This is a genomic window from Nostoc sp. DSM 114159 (assembly GCF_053470285.1).
The window spans coordinates 4728478-4748328 of record NZ_JBPFEH010000001.1 but is presented as its reverse complement, the minus strand read 5'-3'; the positions used below and the strand labels follow the sequence as shown (position 1 = coordinate 4748328).

At 42.0% G+C, this 19851-nt stretch carries 13 protein-coding genes; 11 read left to right on the top strand and 2 right to left on the bottom strand.

All coding sequences use genetic code 11. From position 1 onward, the window contains the following. Positions 1 to 439: 439 nt before the first annotated feature. Entirely contained in the window at positions 440 to 1699 is a 1260-nt protein-coding gene (locus ACR5KR_RS19585; protein ID WP_448265261.1) for an ISAs1 family transposase, read from the bottom strand. Positions 1700 to 1884: 185 nt separating this feature from the next. Between ACR5KR_RS19585 and ACR5KR_RS19580 the strand changes: the two genes are divergently transcribed. The 4 genes from ACR5KR_RS19580 to ACR5KR_RS19565 all read left to right on the top strand — a co-directional run bounded on the left by ACR5KR_RS19580 (position 1885) and on the right by ACR5KR_RS19565 (position 9452). Continuing rightward, a complete protein-coding gene (locus ACR5KR_RS19580; RefSeq protein WP_448267677.1) occupies positions 1885 to 3543 on the top strand; it encodes an alpha-amylase family glycosyl hydrolase in 1659 nt (552 codons plus the stop codon). A gap of 199 nt (positions 3544 to 3742) precedes the next feature. Next, positions 3743 to 4801, top strand: coding sequence for a 3-deoxy-7-phosphoheptulonate synthase (locus ACR5KR_RS19575; RefSeq protein ID WP_445630887.1), 1059 nt, complete (start codon positions 3743 to 3745; stop codon positions 4799 to 4801). 586 nt (positions 4802 to 5387) lie between these two features. Beyond that, a complete protein-coding gene (locus ACR5KR_RS19570) occupies positions 5388 to 7580 on the top strand; it encodes a lytic transglycosylase domain-containing protein (protein ID WP_448267676.1) in 2193 nt (730 codons plus the stop codon). Between the two features lie 495 nt (positions 7581 to 8075). Further along, positions 8076 to 9452 (top strand): MATE family efflux transporter, encoded by a 1377-nt coding sequence (locus ACR5KR_RS19565; RefSeq protein ID WP_448267675.1) that lies wholly within the window; start codon positions 8076 to 8078, stop codon positions 9450 to 9452. A gap of 272 nt (positions 9453 to 9724) precedes the next feature. Here ACR5KR_RS19565 and ACR5KR_RS19560 read toward each other — a convergent pair whose 3' ends face one another. Further along, complete coding sequence (locus tag ACR5KR_RS19560; RefSeq protein ID WP_448270266.1) at positions 9725 to 12115, bottom strand: transglycosylase domain-containing protein; 2391 nt, start codon at positions 12113 to 12115, stop codon at positions 9725 to 9727. A gap of 250 nt (positions 12116 to 12365) precedes the next feature. On the opposite strand from ACR5KR_RS19560, the gene folK reads away from it, so the two are divergent. The 7 genes from folK to kdpB all read left to right on the top strand — a co-directional run bounded on the left by folK (position 12366) and on the right by kdpB (position 19848). Further along, positions 12366 to 12881 (top strand): 2-amino-4-hydroxy-6-hydroxymethyldihydropteridine diphosphokinase, encoded by a 516-nt coding sequence (gene folK / locus ACR5KR_RS19555; protein ID WP_448267674.1) that lies wholly within the window; start codon positions 12366 to 12368, stop codon positions 12879 to 12881. A 68-nt stretch (positions 12882 to 12949) separates the two neighbouring features. Then, positions 12950 to 13498, top strand: coding sequence for an NUDIX hydrolase (locus tag ACR5KR_RS19550; protein ID WP_445630891.1), 549 nt, complete (start codon positions 12950 to 12952; stop codon positions 13496 to 13498). Between the two features lie 12 nt (positions 13499 to 13510). Beyond that, positions 13511 to 14356, top strand: coding sequence for an ADP-ribosylglycohydrolase family protein (locus tag ACR5KR_RS19545; RefSeq protein ID WP_448267673.1), 846 nt, complete (start codon positions 13511 to 13513; stop codon positions 14354 to 14356). A 146-nt stretch (positions 14357 to 14502) separates the two neighbouring features. Further along, positions 14503 to 15054 (top strand): hypothetical protein, encoded by a 552-nt coding sequence (locus ACR5KR_RS19540; protein WP_448267672.1) that lies wholly within the window; start codon positions 14503 to 14505, stop codon positions 15052 to 15054. 171 nt (positions 15055 to 15225) lie between these two features. Then, positions 15226 to 15357 (top strand): hypothetical protein, encoded by a 132-nt coding sequence (locus ACR5KR_RS19535; protein ID WP_448267671.1) that lies wholly within the window; start codon positions 15226 to 15228, stop codon positions 15355 to 15357. 230 nt (positions 15358 to 15587) lie between these two features. Next, the gene (kdpA, locus tag ACR5KR_RS19530) at positions 15588 to 17333 is read left to right on the top strand and encodes a potassium-transporting ATPase subunit KdpA (RefSeq protein ID WP_448267670.1); all 1746 of its coding nucleotides are present in this window, start codon (positions 15588 to 15590) and stop codon (positions 17331 to 17333) included. 373 nt (positions 17334 to 17706) lie between these two features. Continuing rightward, positions 17707 to 19848, top strand: coding sequence for a potassium-transporting ATPase subunit KdpB (kdpB, locus tag ACR5KR_RS19525; RefSeq protein WP_448267669.1), 2142 nt, complete (start codon positions 17707 to 17709; stop codon positions 19846 to 19848). Positions 19849 to 19851 lie beyond the last annotated feature (3 nt).

Sequence of the window (19851 nt, the reverse complement as noted above, 5' to 3'; positions counted from 1 at the left end):
AATATATCTGCTATGTTTCAATCTCAAAAAACAATTGGTTTTATTTAATGATTTTTTTATAGTTACAGTAATTTGTAAGTCAAGAAGGTACAAAACGTAGAATGATAAATCAGATATAAACAGTTTCTACCTCTACCTTCTGTCTTCAAATCCGTAACTTGTACTACATTCATCCAAAAGAAAACTGCTGTATATATAATAGTGTTAAAAACATATTATGTTTATAAACGAGATTTACTATGTAGTAAATCTGTATTTTAGCCAAGGAATAAATACTGTAAACAGCCAAAAATGAAAAACATATTGTTAATTTTTATAAATAATTCATAAATTATTCCTGAAGATAGAAGCACTGCCGAGCTAATTATTTCTCTAGAACGATTTGTAAATTAAATTAGTATCAGAAAATACTTCTATTACCAGGGTAAGAGCATCTCAATCAGGCTTGACGCAAGGAATCGGAAGAACCTAATATATTGTCAATCAAACAACAACTAAGAACCTGAATCATATAGTTATTATCCATAGCAGTGCGTTTCATTTTTTGACGAAGACTACGTTTGTAAGTTTGTTCAAGGTTAAGGGCATTGAGAGCAAAGCGTCTTAAAAGCGCAAAATTCTGGGGACTATGAAAAGAACGAATGCGACAAGCATCCTCAGCAAAAGTACAGTCGAGAGTCCAATGAGCCTCGTTTTCAATGCCCCAGTGTTTTCGGATAGCCCGACCGATAAGTTGAGCATCACTGTTTAAAGAGGTGAGATAAAACTGAACTTCACGGGTAGTTTCGTTCCAAAGATGACGCACACGAACTACCATCACTAGGGTTTTCAATCCTGCCCATAATTTGGGTTGATAAAGCTCGCCAATAGCAGCAACAGGTACAGTCCAAACTTCACGAATTTCTCGGCGATGATGTGCTTTCTCAATTCGTTTGTCATAACTGACATCAACGCCTCGGAAATTATTGGCTTTCTCAGTTTCAAACCATTGTTGTACTTGAGAGTGGAGAGTGGGATGATTAGCTTTAAGTGCTAGGACATAATCAGCTTTTTTAGCGACAATCTGTTTGGCAATTTCAGTTTGTGTCCCCATTGCATCAATGGTGATGATAGCACCTGTGATATCTAGTAACTCTAATAATGCGGGAATCGCCGTAATTTCATTAGATTTATCTTCTACTTTTACCTGTGCCAACACTAAACGTTGTTCACTTGCCCAGGCACTTATGACGTGGAGTGCGCTTTGACCCTGATTTCGGTCATAAGAACCTCTAATGGTCTTTCCATCTATGGGGATAATCTCTCCCCCCATCGAACCAACCAGGGTTTCCACCCATTGCAGAAAACATTGATTTAATACTTCTGGGTCGATGAATTCAAATACTCGACGAAAGGTGTCATCCGATGGAATACCGTTTGGTAATGCCAAAAACTCTTCTAACCACTGTTGCTTGCTGATGCCATAATTCTCAATATCTTCCCACCCTTGCGCTCCAGCGATGATGGCTAAAATCGCAATTACTAAAATATCTGTGAGTTGATGTTTTTTGGTTCGATCTACTCTTGGGTCTTTGATATCCCCAAAATGCTCCATTAAACTCTGTTGAATACTGCCGATGTCTGCTATTTCTTTTGACTTTCGCTGACTACGTGCGTTTTGAAGTTCATCCGCAGATTTTGTTTCAAAGCCCTGTGACATCAACTTGGCTCCTGAAGATTTTGGGACAACAGTATTAAAGTCTTCTCATTGATCTTGTTCTTAAGTCAAGTGCATTTTTTCCGCCTTTGTTTATGCTTATCTTACTTAATTTGTCAAGCTCACCCTATACCAAATTAGATGAGCTTACCCTGCTTCTATTACCCCTTGATATTACAAACACTTCTATGGCAAAGCCAATTGAATTTAGTTTATTTGCACCTTATAACAAAGGAGCAGCATTAATTGGTTCTTTTTCTGATTGGCAAGAAATTCCAATGGAAAAAGGTGATGATGGTTATTTTCGTACAAGTGTTGAACTAGAAGACGGCATTTATAAATATAAATTCCGCGTTCAATCAAATTCATGGTTTTTTGAACCAGAGCAATGGGTTGATGTTACAGATCCTTATGCAACTGATATAGATGAACAAAGTGGAAATGATGATGGTATTGTCCGGATAAAAGATGGGCAAAGGATTACCGATACTTATGTTTGGCAACATGATGATAAACCTTTACCTGCTGACCACGAATTAGTAATTTATGAATTGCATGTCGGTGACTTTTCTGGTGGCGAGGACGACCCTTATGCACGAGGCAAGTACAAACACGTAGTTGAAAAGTTAGACTATTTATGTGAACTGGGAATCAACGCTATTGAGTTGATGCCACTGAAAGAATATCCTGGTGATTATAGTTGGGGTTATAATCCCCGTCACTTCTTTGCAACAGAATCAAGTTATGGTTCTACTGCTGAGTTAAAAAATTTGATTGATGAGTGTCATGGTAGAGGCATTCGTGTAATTATTGACGGAATTTACAATCACTCAGAAGCAGCTGCTCCTTTAACACAAATTGACCACGATTACTGGTATCATCACGAGCCTCGTGACCCTGACAATAATTGGGGGCCTGAGTTTAATTACGAACATTATGATGAAAAATTAGATATTAAACCAGCCTGGAAATTTATTGGTGATACAATTCGTTTTTGGATTGGAGAATATCATCTTGATGGTATTCGCTATGATGCGGCGCGGCAAATTGCTAACTACGACTTCATGCACTGGATTGTTCAGGAAGCCAAAAAAACTGCTAGCATGAAGCCTTTTTATAATGTTGCCGAACACATTCCTGAAACTACCAGCATTACCAATGTAGATGGGCCAATGGATGGCTGCTGGCATGATAGTTTTTATCACTGCATTCTAGAACACATTTGCGGTGATACATTTGATTTAGAGCGTCTCAAAGATGTGATTGACTGCAAGCGCCAAGGCTTTTTGGGTGCTACCAATGTAGTAAATTATCTCACCAACCACGACCATAATCATGTCATGGTTGAACTGGGAAACCGTGAGATTTTTGACGAAGAAGCATTTCGGCGGGTCAAATTAGGAGTAGCCATCCTAATGACTGCTGTTGGTGTGCCTTTGATTTGGATGGGAGAAGAATTTGGCGAGTATAAACCTAAACAACCTGAATCATCGAAAATCGATTGGACACTGTTAGGTAACGATCTAAATCGTAGTTTATTTGAATCATACAAAGGCTTAACCAACCTGCGGAAAAGCAATCACGCTCTCTACACAGAAAATATCGATTTTATCCACGAAAATCCTGAAGCAAAAGTATTAGCTTATACTCGTTGGAATGATGAAGGTTCTCGTGTAGTCGTAATTGCAAATTTCTCAGAAAACTTCTTAGCTGACTATCACGTTCCTAACTTTCCTAGTGCTGGTACATGGCACGAGTGGACAGGCAATTATGATGTCGAAGCTGGTGATGATGGTATCATAACTGACTTAGGACCATACGAAGCTAAAGTGTTTGTATGGCAGTAACTATCTACATTACTGCTTAGTCAGTAGTCTAATAGCAAACAAAAGGGGGAAAATATTTCCCCTTTTTCACTTAGAATTTTACTCATCTACAGTTTAATTAGAAATTTGTCAAGCAGAAAATAAGCTATTTTAAAATTTCACCAGTTTATGTTACACTTTTGAGTTGAAGTGCGTCTATAGAATTGCCAAAGCATCCCCCATGCACAACAAATTATTTAATAGTAATATCGATAACGCTAATATTGAGAACGATCGCATTTTATTAACTCCCAATGAAGTCAAGTCAAAATTACCTTTAACCCAATTAGCCGAACAAAGAGTTTTAGCATATAGACAAGAAATAGAAGATATCCTCGATTTTAAGGATCGCCGGAAATTTATAGTAGTTGGGCCATGCTCAATCCACGACCCAAAAGCAGCGCTCGAATATTCTGAGAGATTGAAAATATTGGCCGAGCAAGTCAAAGATAACTTGCTACTAATTATGCGAGTGTATTTTGAAAAACCAAGAACAACCGTAGGCTGGAAAGGGTTAATTAACGATCCAGATATGGATGATTCTTTCCATGTAGAGAAAGGTTTATTAATTGCACGGGAGCTACTATTAAAAATTACAGAGTTGGGATTACCTGCTGGTACAGAAGCGCTAGATCCAATCATCCCTCAATATATCAGCGAACTGATTACATGGTCTGCCATTGGCGCACGCACAACTGAATCACAAACTCACCGCGAAATGGCCAGTGGACTTTCGATGCCTGTAGGTTTTAAAAACGGTACTGACGGCAATATTCAAGTAGCTTTGAATGCCCTACAATCTGCTGGAAACCCGCATAATTTTCTGGGAATTAATCAAAACGGTCAAGTCAGCGTCTTTCAAACTAAAGGTAATCGCTACGGTCACGTAATTTTAAGGGGTGGTAGTCAACCCAACTTCGATCCAGCAAATGTCAAACTGGTAGAAGAGAAATTAAAACAGGCAAATTTACCACCGAGAATTGTTATCGACTGTAGCCACGGTAATACCAATAAAGATTACAAATTACAAGGTGCTGTCTTAGAAAATATTATTCAGCAAATAGTGGACGGTAATACATCAATTGTTGGCATGATGCTGGAATCGCATTTGTATGAAGGTAGTCAACCGATTACTGGTAAACAAGAAGAATTAAAATATGGTGTTTCTGTAACTGACAAATGTATTAGCTGGGAAGAAACCGAAAAAATTATTTTGGCTGCTCACGAAAAACTTAAATGAGAAGTCAGAAGTCAAAATTCAGAATGCGATCGATGGGGAATTTAGAGAATATTTGTTAAGTATTAATGTATACTAATAAACTTCGCTCCATTTATCTCACTGTTTCGGCAACGGTGTACGCGCAAATTTCAAAACCTGCTCTACATTAGCTTTAATTTGCTAGGGTGCGTTAAAACTAAAGTCCATAACGCACGACAATTCCTGACGGTGCGTTAGACTGAGGCGATAACACACCCGACAAAACTGGAAAATACACAAGTGGTGGCGACGTAATTTATCTATCGAGAGAAGAGTTTCAGATTTGCACTGTCGTGTCAACTTCTTGTAGGGTAAGGGAATTCAGTCGTACCAAATTAGTAGAAGTCGAATCCCCAACTAAGGGCTACCTCCTACCATCTTTAAGATATACCCAAGATAGATGTAATAGGATTTAATATGTGCTAATTACTCAATACTACCAACTGAAAGATTGAAAATGAGTATTTTTCTACATAAAATAAAAAATCTAAAATTAAAAATTGGTAACACTGATGGTTAGGAGTGTTAGAGTTTCAAGAAATTCACCGAAACTTTTCAGCGGGTATTCATGCTGAAGAAACTACAGAAAAAGCAAATTTCGATAATTGCGGGTGCGGCACTGTTTGCCTTTTTAGCTGGGGCAATGGTATCAGCACCTCAGATTGGCAAGTCTCTGGGGAAATGGCTCAAACTGAGTCAGAATCAAGCAGAGCAAAGATCGGACGGTAGTGTTGCCCAATCAGCCGTTTTTGGGCTGATATCGCAATCGCTGCCAGAACGGGCGGCAAAACTAGCAGCGATCGCTGCCGAATCGCGATCGCCAGATCGGAATCGCGCTCGTTATCTTTTGGCGAGTGATTATATTGAAAGAACCCAAGGGCAAAAAGCTCTAGTTTTACTCCAAGGACTAGAGAAAGACTATCCGCTCCTGGCGCCCTACATTTTGCTCAAACAAGCCCAGGCAGAGGATATGCTGGGCGAGGACGGTAAAGCCTCGGATCTCAGGCAAAGGGTGATAAAAGAGTATCCCAAAGAACCAGCCGCAGTCAAAGCGCTATATCTAATTGCCCAACCGAAGCAACAAGAAACTGCGATCGCTCAATTTCCTTCCAATCCGCTAACTTGGGAAATTATCCGCAAACGCTTGCAAGAAAATCCCAATCAGCCACAATTACAATTGATTTTGGCTAAATATGCCTACGATCAACCAGGAATAGTGGGCGTTTTGGATCAGTTAGCAAAACAGACTACCCTCAAACCCGAAGATTGGGAACTCATTGGTACTAGCTATTGGGAAAATAGTCAATTTTTGAAAGCGGCTAATGCTTACGCCAAAGCACCCAAAACATCGCGCAACCTCTACCGGACTGCACGCGGCTTACAGGTGGGAGGCAAAGATAAAGAAAAAGCGATCGCCATCTATAAACAATTAGTGCAGCAATTTCCCAATAGTGAGGAAACTGGGACGGCACTACTGAGATTAGCAGAAACCGCAAAAACACCTAAAGACGGCTTACCCTATCTTGACCAGGCAATTAATAAATTTCCCAAACAAGCTGCTACTGCACTAGCGCAAAAAGCCAAAATCCAAACTCTCAAGGATCAAAAGTCAGCTAGCGCGGCGTGGCAATTACTCATAAGTAAATACGGTAACTCTGACGAAGCAGCAGAATACCGTTGGAAAATCGCCCAAGATAAAGCCGAAGCCAAAGATTACGTCGGTGCTTGGCAATGGGCAGAACCAATTGTCACTAATAACCCCAATAGCATTTTGGCTCCAAGAGCAGGCTTTTGGGTAGGTAAATGGGCGGCTGCACTGGGGAAACAGCAAGAATCTAAAACTGCTTATGAATATGTGGTTAGCCAGTTTCCCTACTCTTACTATGCGTGGCGAGCCGCGACAATGTTGGGGCTAAATGTCGGCAACTTTGACAACGTGCGCGTCATGAACCCGGAAGTAATCGCACCCCAGCGTCCATTACCGCCTGCCGGTTCTGAAACTTTCAAAGAATTGTATCTGCTAGGTCAAGACCGCGATGCCTGGTTACAATGGCAAACAGAATTTCAGAACAAAATTCAGCCAACGGTAGCAGAGCAATTTACTGAAGGGTTGGTGCGGCAGGCAAGGGGAGAAAATCTCATCGGAATTGATGAAATTTCTAAATTGGAAGACCGAGAAATACCAGCCGAACTTGCCCAATATCAGACTTTGAGTAAACAAATCACCTACTGGCAAGCGCGTTATCCATTTCCCTATCAGCGAGAGATTGAAAAGTGGTCTATCGATCGTAAACTTAATCCTTTGCTAGTAACTGCTTTGATGCGTCAAGAGTCACGGTTTGAACCAAAAATCAAATCTGTCGCCAATGCTACTGGTTTAATGCAACTGTTGCCGAGTACAGCTAAATGGATCGCCCCACAAATCAAAGTGGATTTCAAAACAATCAACTTAGAAAATCCCAACGATAACATCATGCTGGGTACATGGTACTTGGGTCATACCCACGATCAATATAACAATAACTCTTTGCTGGCGATCGCTAGTTACAATGCTGGCCCCGGCAATGTCTCTAAATGGTTGCAAACTCTAACTACAAAAGATCCAGATGAGTTTGTTGAAGAAATTCCCTTTGATGAAACTAAAAACTATGTGCGGCAAGTATTTGGCAACTACTGGAATTATCTAAGGCTTTACAACCCGGAAATTTCTGGCATAGTGACAAAGTACTCGACCACACACCCACAACTACCAACGCGATAATCTTAGAAAGTTATGAGTTGTGAGTGTTGAGTTCAAGCAATTTTTTAATTCAAAATTCACAACTCATACGGGAATCCGGTTTGATTCGGAGAATTTACTTGTGTAGGCAGGGAATAGGGAACAGGAAAGAAAGCTTTTTAAGATGTACTGAGTTTTTTCACCCAATCAAATATGAGTCTTATAGTGATATCTGTTTAGCTAATTACTAATAGGTATTACTTTCAATACTAACTACAATACTGTTATTACAACCATAAATGCTGGTAGATTAAAGCCGGACATAGGTAATAGCAAAGCCTGGTCAAAAGCATCATTTTTACCCAGGTTGACAATGTGCTATTAGTGACACTTGAAGATAGTCAATAACTTGTCATCTGCTGGAAATGGGGTTAGGAAACACAATTTTTGGAGAGGCGATCGCTAATAGCTTGAGTTGATTACACCTGTGGCGTTAATATATCTTAATGTATTCAGTATTGCTTTTTTAGCGCCCCAATGGAGTTAACCTCAAAAGAATTTAAGTCAGAACTGATATTAGAAGTCCAAGCCTGCCTGCTATTAGCAGTTCCTTTGGTAATTACTCAAATATTAGAAGCGGGCATTCCTTTATTGGATGGGGTGATGATGGGCTTACTTAACAGCCAAGCTTTAGCTGCGGGTGCTTTAGGTGCTGTTACCTTTTCTACCCTAGCTTCCGTTTGTCGTTCTGTTCTTTCAGTCGCAGGTGTGAGTGTCGCCAATGCTTTTGGTGCAGGAAAGATAGACCAAGTGAGCCGTGCTACCGGTCAAGGAATTTGGTTAGCCGTGACAATGTGCTTACCTGTGATGTTTATCATTTGGCACTTTGACTATATCCTGCTGTTAACTGGTCAAGAAGAAAGCAATGTATTATTAGCTCAAACATATTTGCGGTCTATTGTTTGGGGTTTTCCGGCTGCACTCGGTTTTTGTATCTTAAAAGAAGTTAGCTCTGCCCTCAATCGCCCCCAATTCTTAACAGTAATTACGGTAGCTGGACTATTATTAAATACGGTTGCTAATTACCTGCTAATGTTCGGTAAATTTGGTTTACCAGCCCTTGGTTTAGCCGGTATCGGTTGGGGAAGCACACTCATTTTTTGGCTAAATTTTATCGCTGCCGCCAGTTGGATTTGCTTTGATAACTACTTTAAAGACTATCAGCTTGATTGTGCTTTGCATCAGTTCAATAAAGATATGTTTATAGATATCTTCCAAACTGGGTGGTTTTTGGGGTTGCAGTATGGAGCAGAAATTGGAGTATTTACTGCCATTGCTTTAATGATGGGCTGGTTTGGAACAGAGACGTTAGCAGCACATGAAATTACCGTTGAGACAGAAAGTTTTGTCGAAACAGTATCTATAGGTATTTCCTATGCCGTCACGATGAGAGTAGGACAGTTGAGGGGACAAAAGGATCTCAAGGGTGCAAGCACAGCGGGACTAGTCTGCATTGCGCTTGTTACTCCTTTTGTAAGTATTGTGGCACTAATTTTTTGGCTGTTTCCCAACTATATTGTGGCAATGTATTTGAATACCAGTAATTTAGATAATATCGAGATAGTTAAAACGGCAACTTCTTTCCTAGCTGCGGGGGCAATAGTCCAAATATTTTATTCTATTCAGACTATTGCTGCTGGTGCTTTAATCGGCTTGAAAGATACCAAAGTGCCAGTGTTAATTACTATGTTCGCTTACTGGATAGTAGGTCTAGGTGGGGGCTATCTAATGGCATTCACTTTCGGCTGGGGTGCTATAGGTTTATGGTTGGGTTTAGTACTAGGGCTACTTATGGGTGCAGTGCTTTTAACTCGGCGTTTTTATCTTTTGACTTCTGAGATTGAGTCTGATTGACTAAAGAGGACTTGGGGACAAGGGAAAAGACTTGTTGCAATACTTGTCGGTTAAGGGGAAAAGGGGAAGGGGAAAAGGGAAAGAAAAAACTTTTAACCTTTACCCTTTAACCTTTTCCCCAAACCCAATTCCGATTTAAAAATGCTTAACCGAGCAGTATTGAGACTTGTTGTAAGTTCTCACCTTTTGTCACCTTGTCCCCTTGTCCCCTTGCTCCCCTGCTCCCTGCCCCCTACCAAGTTGTGCATAGTATCAACAATGCCCACTTCTCGTTACTGTTGAGAAGGTCTAAGTCTTTCCCGCCAAGATGGTTGTTCTGACGATGAAGAACCTGAAGAACCAGAACTATTTGCAGGAGACGACTCTCGCCGACTTCTTCGAGGCGGGGGTGAATCAGATTCTACTCTTCTAGAGCGTCGCCGTGGAGTAGATGATTCTGAAGAAGAGTTACTAGAACTTGATTCGCTGCGATCGCGTCTTCTCCGTCTTGGAGTATAATCGCTCGATTGCTGTTCTTCTTGAGAATAGCTTCTCCTTCTTCTACGTCTCCTAGATGAACCACTCTCTTCAGAATTAGAATTTCTCGCACTTTCCCCTTCTGAGTCATCATCATCTTTAGAGGCAATAGAACGATTCAGCACTTGTTTGGGCTTGATAGACTGGGCTTTGATAGTGCCTTTGCGACCCTCTAACTTGGGTCGTTTGGGAAACTTTTCTACAGGCATCCCCTCTACCGCTTTTTCCATAAATTCGTGCCAAGTGTAAGCGGCACTACTACTACTGCCATAAGTGGGGCGGTTGTCATCGTTACCTAGCCATACCCCTGTCACCATCTGAGGAATGTAGCCAATAAACCATAAATCGCGGGCTTCGTCGGAGGTGCCGGTTTTGCCGGCAACTGGTCTATTATCTAATTGGGCAGCACCACCGGTTCCTGCTTCGACGACATTGCGTAGCATCCAAGTCATGATGGCGGCACTATCAGCGTCCAAGGCGCGTTTTGACTTGAAATTCGCTGACCAGATGACTTTGCCTTGGCGGTTGAGGATGCGGGTAATACCATGAGGTTCTGCGTGCAATCCCTGAGTTGCAAAACTACCATAGGCGCTGGTTAACTCTAGCAGATTGACTTCATTTGAACCAAGAGCCAAGGAGTAGGTGGGCTTGAGTTCAGATTTTATCCCCATATCATGGGCAAGTTTAATCGTTGGTGTAAATCCCACATCAATCAACACCTTCACCGCAATAATATTAACAGAGCGGGTAAGGGCATCTCGGATGTTCATTGAACCGTGGAAGTTTTCACTATAGTTTTTCGGTTCATAGCCGTCTACAACAAAGGGTGCATCCTCGTAGCTATCGTAGGGGCTTTTACCGGTAGCGATCGCAGTGGCATATACAAACCCTTTAAATGTCGATCCTGGCTGCCGTTGTGCTTGGGTAACTCGATTAAACTGGTTTTTACCAAAGTCTTTTCCCCCCACCATTGCCTTAATTTCACCATTTCGGGGGTCTATAGCCACCATTGCCGCTTGCTTAAAGTTTTCCCAGCGTCCTTGATTTCGCAGGGTTTTGGCAACCGCCTCTTCTGCGACTTTCTGCCAAGTCGGGTTCAGCGTAGTTTCTACTACTAATCCCTCACTTTTTAGCACGTTGGGAGAAACGTACTTCGGCAATTCTTTTTGGATGTAGCTGGTAAAGTAGGGTGATTCTATTTCCAGTCGCTTAGGTAAACTGGTTTTGAGAATTAATGGTTCTTGGGCTGCTGCCTGCCTTTGTTCTGGTGTAATTACTTTATCTTCTTGCATCCGTTGCAATACCAAGTTCCGCCGCCGTTTCGCCGCTTCGGGATTTTTGTCTGGGGCGTACAAGCTAGGAGCAGGAGCTAATCCAGCAATCGTAGCCATTTCTGCAAGGGAAAGCTGGTCTGGCGTTTTACTAAAATATACCCAGGATGCATCTGCCACACCATAAGCTCCAGATCCCAAATAAACCAGATTTAGGTAACGCTCTAAAATCTGATCTTTGGTTAATTCTTGCTCCATTTTTTGGGCAAGGCGGACTTCCTTGAGTTTGCGCCAGATTGTCTGCTCTTGTTTCAAAAAGAGAATCCGCGTTAGCTGTTGGGTGATGGTGCTACCACCTTCTACCACACCTTGCGATCGCAAATTATTCAAACCCGCTCTGACAATCCCTTGCGGATCGACTCCATTGTGTTGCCTAAATCTTCTATCTTCTGAGGCGATAAAAGCTTTTTTTAAATTATCTGGTATTTGTTCTAGCTGTAGCTGTTCTCTGGCCGTTTCACCTTGTTGTTGTAATATTGTGCCATCAGCAGCTTTAATGGTCAGTGTTTGCTCTCGCAACACAGCATTCAACTCGGACTGATCTGGCAAAGTCCGATCTATTAAACTGATACCGTAGATCGAGGCAGCTATCCCACCACCAATACCCAAACCTGCCCAAAACCAGAAGCGGCGATAGAGTGGTCTAGCGCCAGTTGCCCGATTGACCCTCATTCTAGATGGTAAAATTTTCATTTTGCTCAGTAACTGCCTCGTCTGCGCCAGATGTGCTGGTGGTAAGCTCTCATTCGTTCCTCCTCGTCCAGAGTCACTCAAATTAGTTGGTCTTCGCTTGAACCAGGAGGTAAGCTTCCCCACGTCAGTTCCTCGCTCAAAGTAGTAAGTAATTATAACCACCATCAATCAACTTTGGGGTTATAGCACTACCATTGTGTTAGTATAATATCCTATAAATAATTAACTGAATTCACTAGAAAATAATGTTTTTTAAATTTGGTTAATTTAGTTTTGTAAAAAATGCGGTAATTTTGATAACTACTACGAATCTAAAAGCTATTGACAAGTATCCGCAAAGACAGCCCGAAAACGGCTGATTTCAGAAAGTATAATGTCTATACCTGGCTACGACGAAGCAAAGCTAAGACGAAGCGCCGTTGCTCTTGGTAGTAATATTGGCGATTCTCAGACAATTTTATCAGCAGCTATAGAGACTTTAGCCCAAACGCCAGGTATTCTTTTAGAAGCCAGATCCCATTGGTATCAAACCAAAGCTGTCGGGCCACCACAGCCAGATTACCTCAACGGCTGCGTCACATTGCAGGTAGAAATACTCCCCCAGGAGTTATTAGAAATTTTGTTAGGAATTGAACAACAATTTGGGCGCGTGCGTCAGGAACGCTGGGGACCACGAACCCTAGATTTGGATTTGTTATTATATGATGACATTACTTTGGATACACCAAATCTCCAGATTCCTCATCCACGAATGCGGGATCGCGCCTTTGTGTTAGTCCCGCTGGCAGAAATTGCCCCAGATTGGATAGAACCAGTTTCCGGGTGTGTGATTAAAGAGCTGCTGAAAGAGGTAGACTGTTCTGATGTACATTTATGGATGGACAATTAAAATTACCATCCTTAAAAGCAGAAGAACACTGATTTTGCCTCTGTATTCACAGATAATCAGATTTTACTATGCCATTAGGTAGAGAATTACCACAACTGCTAAGACAACGCCTGTTTCATAAAGGACGCAAGTTTGATTTTGAAGTTAATCGCTTGCGTTTGCCGAATAAATCGGAAGGAGAATGGGAATGTATTCGTCACCCTGGCGGTGCCCTAGCTGTACCAGTTACATCGGAAGGTAAACTTATACTGGTGCGCCAGTATCGTTTTGCAATTCAGGGACGGATATTAGAATTTCCGGCGGGGACATTGGAAGGAAAAGAAGAGCCTTTAGAAACAATACAACGTGAAATTGCCGAAGAAACTGGCTATAGTGCCCAAAAATGGGACAAATTAGGCGAATTTTTCCTAGCTCCTGGTTATTCTGATGAAATTATCTATGCTTTTCTGGCACGAGATTTAGAAAAGCTGGAGACACCACCACCACAAGATGGAGACGAGGATATCGAAACTGTGTTTATGACTCCTGAAGAATTAGAAAAAGCGATTCTGGAGGGAGAGGCGGTAGATGCTAAATCGGTTTCTAGCTTTTTTCTGGCGCGTCCGTTTTTAATTTAATACTCTTTTCTTATGCTGCTAGAGTTAGCGATTGCAGATGCCTACGGTGCAGGCTTTGAATATGCAGACGAAGCGATCGCTAACAACGATTTGAGTCGATACGTCGAACATCCGCGTTTTCGACTCAATCCTGGCAGCTACACCGACGATACCCAGATGAGTATTGCCATTGCGGAAGTGATTGTTGCTCAAGCACCGTGGACGCCAGAAGTTTTAGCCGATAGTTTTGTTAGAGCTTTTAAACGCGATCGAAGAGAAGGTTATGCTCGAAGATTCTACCATTTTCTATTAGAAATTCAGGATGGGGAAGAGTTTTTAACCAAAATTAACCCTGATAGTGACAAAAGCGGGGGAGCAATGCGTGCAGCACCCATTGGCATCTATCCCACACCAGAAAAAGTGATTGAGGCGGCAACAATTCAAGCAGCAATTACCCACAATACAACCGATGGGATCAATGCTGCCGTAGCGGCTGCCTTAATGTCGCATTATTTTATTTATCGACTGGGAGCAAAAGGCAAATTAGGACGGTTTCTCGAAGGTTATGTATCTGGAGAGTGGAATAAACCGTGGGAAGGTAAAGTCAAGTCCAAAGGCTGGATGAGTGTCAGAGCAGCGATTACTGCGGTGATGCGAAATGACAGCATGAGCGAACTTTTACAAGATTGTATCGCTTTTACTGGGGATGTAGATACAGTAGCCGCGATCGCTTTGGCTGCTGGTTCTTGTAGCGAGGAAATTACTCAAGACATTCCCAATCATCTTGTCACAGGGTTAGAGAATGGAGCTTACGGTAGAGATTACCTCATCGAACTAGATAAGCAGTTAATGAGTTTGGTGGATAAAAAGATCGGCTAAATCTAATATATCAGAGTAGCGCTAGGTAATCTGATTTTTCTAATTTTGGAGCGAGTTAAGTTCAGACGCTCAAAAGGCTATATTTTAGTGTTTAATTTTAAGTTAGATAATCGAAAGCATATTTCAAGCCAACCAAGCCAACATTGATGAATCATACTCTAGCTGCTACTTTAGGAGAACTACAAACAAAAATATATTGGCTACATGATGCTGAAAAATTTGCTGAATTGGCAGAAGCAGCAACTCAAATATATATTAAACTTGGATATGACCAACAAAAAGCAGAAAATGTTGGTCATTTAATTAGTGAAGCCTATCAGTTATCTGATGATGCTGATTTAGCATACAAGGCTGGAGAAATTGAAAAAGAAATAAAATTTTATAATCAAGTCAAAGATAAATTTATAGAGATTGAGGCTATATTAGGTCTACAAAAAAGTATAGCCGAACATCAAACAAAATGGTGGATACATTTTCGCCATAGACATAAATCTCAAGTTATATATCACCTATTTTGGCAACATTTCAAACCTTTGGGTTTAAATTATTTATTTATAGCTATACAACTAACATATTATATGTTAAATGTAGGCAAAGGTCATAATTTGCGCGATATAGAAATAACTCAAAAAAACGCTACCAAATATTGGATGCAATTATTGAAATGTAATGTTACCAAATATCCATATTTAGGTTAATTTTGTGTTTTGTAAAATATTTAAAGAAGCAACGTGTAACATCTCGTAGAGAAAGTGGTTTGATAAATTAAGCTTTTTGACGAATTGCGCGTAAATCGTGGTTTTGTTTGTATCGTTGCAGTTTATAACCACCCTTTTTAGATTCTTAAGTAGGAATGTAGGTTGGGTGGAGTGAAACGCAACCCAACATTACCACCAAATTTTATGTTGGGTTACGCTATCGCTGCACCCAACCTACAAAACTACAGTTCTCAAGGCAGACGAGGTTTAGCCGTCTTTGTATATTTGCAGATATATATATAGATAAACACTCTTATACATAGAAACATATATTTCTTATATAACCTAGTTTAAATATCAATTTATACCTTGTGTTCTTTCAAAAAAAGCTCCATGATTGATTTAGAAAGCCCATATTTATAGGTTGGTTAGTTAATAATGATGCCGATATAAATCATAAATATTTCCGATTCATAACAAGAAAATATTTGATATTTATCTCAAATTTACTTAGGTTGGAGTTTGATTAACTCATGCTAGAAGGATGGATTCAAATTATATTAACGCTACTAATTGTAGTAGCAATTACTCCTGTTTTTGGGCGCTATATGGCGCGGGTTTATCTAGAGCAAAGTACTTTTCTCGACCCGATTTTGAATCCGGTTGAGCGAGTGCTTTATGCTTTGGTTGGCGTTAAAACCAAAGAAAATATGACCGGCTGGCAGTATGGGCGGGCAATCTTATACAGCAACGTCGCAATGGGGTTGCTGATTTTCTTGGTAATTATGAATCAAGGATGGCTGCCATTAAATCCAACTAAGATAGATGCGCCAACTTGGGATACAGTGCTGCATACGACTATTTCTTTTATTACTAACACTAACCAGCAGCACTATTCTGGTGAAACCTACATGAGCTATGGCAGCCAAGTGTGGGGACTTGGTTATCATATGTTTACCTCTGCTGCTACTGGTTTAGCGGTGGGAATTGCCTTTATTCGCGGATTGACTGGTAGATCGTTAGGCAATTTTTATGTAGATTTAATTCGCTCGATTACGCGAATTTTACTGCCTATTTGTATTGTGGGCGCGATCGCTCTTATGGCTGCTGGCGTTCCTGAAACACTGGGGGGTGCGGTTGTATTCCCCACTTTGGAAGATGCGAATATTAGTCAAGCGATCGCTCGTGGCCCTGTTGCCCATTTTGAAATTATCAAACAATTAGGGGAAAACGGTGGCGGCTTTTTTGCCATCAACTCGGCACACCCTTTTGAAAATCCTAATGGATTCTCAAACTTGATTCAGATTGTCGCCATGCTTGCGATTCCAACTTCCCTAATCTACACTTATGGGTTGTTTGCGAATAACACTAAGCAAGCTTGGTTAGTCTACGGTATGGTAGGCATTCTCTATTTAGTATTTATCATCGTCACAGCCATTGGTGAATACAACGGTAATCCGGCTGTGAATGGACTGCTTGGTAGTCAGCAACCGAATTTGGAGGGTAAAGAAGTCCGGTTTGGTTGGGCACAATCTGCACTATTTGCAACCACTACAACTGGTACTATGTGCGGTGCAGTCAATAGTTTACACGACTCCTTCATGCCCAATGGCGGTTTTATTACCCTTTCCAATATGTTCCTGCAAATTATTTGGGGTGGACAGGGTACGGGAACCGCTTATTTGTTCGCTTATCTAATTTTGGCTGTGTTTGCCACAGGGTTGATGGTGGGACGCACACCCGAATTTCTCGGACGCAAGATTGAGAAGCGCGAGGTTGTCCTTGCTAGTTTTTTAATTCTGCTAGTTCACCCGATCGCAATTATGATTCCCGCAGGTATCGCCTTGGCGTTTCCCGATCAGCTATCAGGAATTAGTAATCCCGGCTTCCACGGCTTTGCTCAAGTTATCTATGAATACGCTTCGGCTGCTGCTAACAACGGTTCTGGCTTTGAAGGTTTGGGAGATTCACAACCTTCTCCTTTGGCGATCGCTACAGGTACAAAAACCACTGCAACCGCTTTGTGGTGGAACTTGAGTACTTGCTTCAGTTTAATTGCAGGACGCTATATTCCCATCATCGGTTTGCTGTTTTTAGCAGATAGTATGTCTCGCAAACAAGCTGTTCCCTACACAACTGGGACATTAAGAACCGATACCGGATTATTTACAGGCGTTACCGCAGGCGTGATTTTAATCCTGGGCGCACTTACATTCTTCCCAGTTTTAGCATTAGGCCCCATTGGTGAAGCTTTCTTTATCGCTAAAGGTATCGGCTAGGGATTGAGGAGTGCGAGGAAGCGGGGGAGAAATTGCACTCATCAACGGAGTTCAAAGACTCATTCACGAGTATCAAAGACTCGTCAGCGAGTATCAAAAACTCATCAACGGAGTTCAAAGACTCATCGGCGAGTATTAAAGACTCATTCACGAGTATCAAAGACTCGTCGGCGAGTATCAAAGACTCATCGGCGAGTATTAAAGACTCATCGGCGAGTATTAAAGACTCATCGGCGAGTATCAAAGACTCGTCGGCGAGTATCAAAGACTCGTCAGCGAGTATCAAAGACTCGTCGGCGAGTATTAAAAACTCATCCCCTATTCTCCATGCCCCATGCCCAATGCCCAATTCCCAATTCCCAAAATTTAATGTATGCCAATTACTACTGATTCTCCCTCCTCTCGTATTCCATCTGGAACTCGTGACTCGCGCAAACACACTCCCAAAGCTGATATGCGGGGACTTTACCAAAGATCAATTCGTGAGTCATTTGTCAAGCTCGATCCGCGAATTACTGTCAGAAACCCAGTAATGTTTGTTGTTTGGGTGGGGACAATTGTCACCTTGCTTGTTACCCTAAACCCAAATTTGTTTGGCACCATCCAGGCAGATGTTAACCAACAACGCGTTTTAAACGGGTTGATTACCTTTATTCTCTTTTTCACCCTTGTTTTTGCTAACTTTGCCGAAGCCGTAGCTGAAGGACGCGGTAAAGCACAAGCTGATTCATTAAGATCGACGCGATCGGATACGATCGCTAATAAAATCCTCCCTGATGGTTCGATAGTAAAAGTCAATTCTACAGAACTGCGACGGGGCGATTTGGTAAAAGTCAGTGCAAATAATATGATTCCCGCCGATGGAGATGTAATTAAAGGCATCGGCTCGGTGGATGAGTCGGCAATCACTGGGGAATCTGCCCCGGTATTGAAGCAACCAGGTACAGATATTGCTAGTTCGGTGACAGGCGGTACACGCTTACTCTCCGATGAGTTGACAATTCGCATTAGTGCCGATCCTGGTCAAGGCTTTATCGATCGCATGATTGCCTTGGTAGAAGGGGCAGAACGCAGCAAGACTCCCAATGAGATTGCTTTGACGGTATTGTTGGCTGTGTTAACGCAAGTATTCTTGATTGTGGTGGCAACTATGCCCCCATTTGTCGGCTACATCGCCAGTTTTATCAGCACAGCCTTTGGTGTTGAGGCGGGGAACAGTTTACGGGCGGGTGCTAGCGTTGCGATTCTCATCTCGCTACTGGTAGCTTTAATTCCCACAACTATCGGTGGTTTGCTCAGTGCGATCGGTATTGCCGGGATGGATCGAGTTGCCCAGTTTAACGTTATCGCTACCTCTGGTCGAGCAGTAGAAGCTTGCGGTGACATCAATACCTTGGTGCTAGATAAGACGGGCACGATCACCTTGGGAAATCGGATGGCTGACGAGTTTATTCCCCTGGATAACCACTCAATAATAGATGTGGCGCGAGTTTCCTTAGCTGCTAGCTTGTTTGACGAAACGCCAGAAGGAAAATCGATCGTGATTTTAGCCGAAAAAGCCCAGGCTGGGGTAGACTTTAACATTGACAAAGCCGAAGGTGTAGAATTTTCTGCTAAAACCCGGATGAGTGGCACGAATTTACCCGATGGCAAACAAATCCGCAAAGGTGCGGTGGATGCGATTAAGGGATTTGTCCGTTCTCGTGGTGGTAACGTTCCTGATGATATAGATGCAGCTTATGAGCGAGTTTCCCGGTTGGGCGGTACACCCTTAGCTGTTTGCCAAGATGACAAAATTTATGGTGTCATCTACCTGAAAGATATTGTCAAACCTGGTTTGCGGGAGCGATTTGACCAACTCCGCCGCATGGGTGTTCGCACGATCATGCTCACAGGTGACAACCGGATTACCGCTTCGGTGATTGCCGAAGAAGCTGGGGTGGATGATTTCATTGCCGAAGCGACTCCAGAAGACAAAATTGAAGTGATTCGCTCGGAACAATCTCAGGGTAAACTGGTGGCAATGACCGGGGATGGTACTAACGATGCCCCTGCCTTGGCTCAAGCAAATGTGGGTGTGGCGATGAATTCTGGGACGCAAGCTGCCAAAGAAGCTGCTAACATGGTGGACTTAGATTCAGATCCCACAAAGCTAATTGACTTAGTAACCATAGGTAAACAGTTGCTAATTACTCGTGGGGCGTTGACAACATTCTCCATTGCTAACGATATCGCCAAGTATTTTGCAATCATCCCTACTATCTTCGCTGCCGCAGGAATCGGCGCACTTAATATTATGGGATTAAAGAGTGCCCAATCTGCGATCGTCTCGGCGCTGATTTACAATGCTCTGATTATTCCGGCACTAATTCCGCTAGCACTCAGAGGGGTGAAGTTTTTACCTTTAACAGCAGATCAACTGCTACGTCGTAACATCTTCATCTTTGGTCTTGGCGGTATCGTTGCTCCCTTCATTGCCATCAAACTGATAGATATAATCCTACCTTTGTCTTAATTT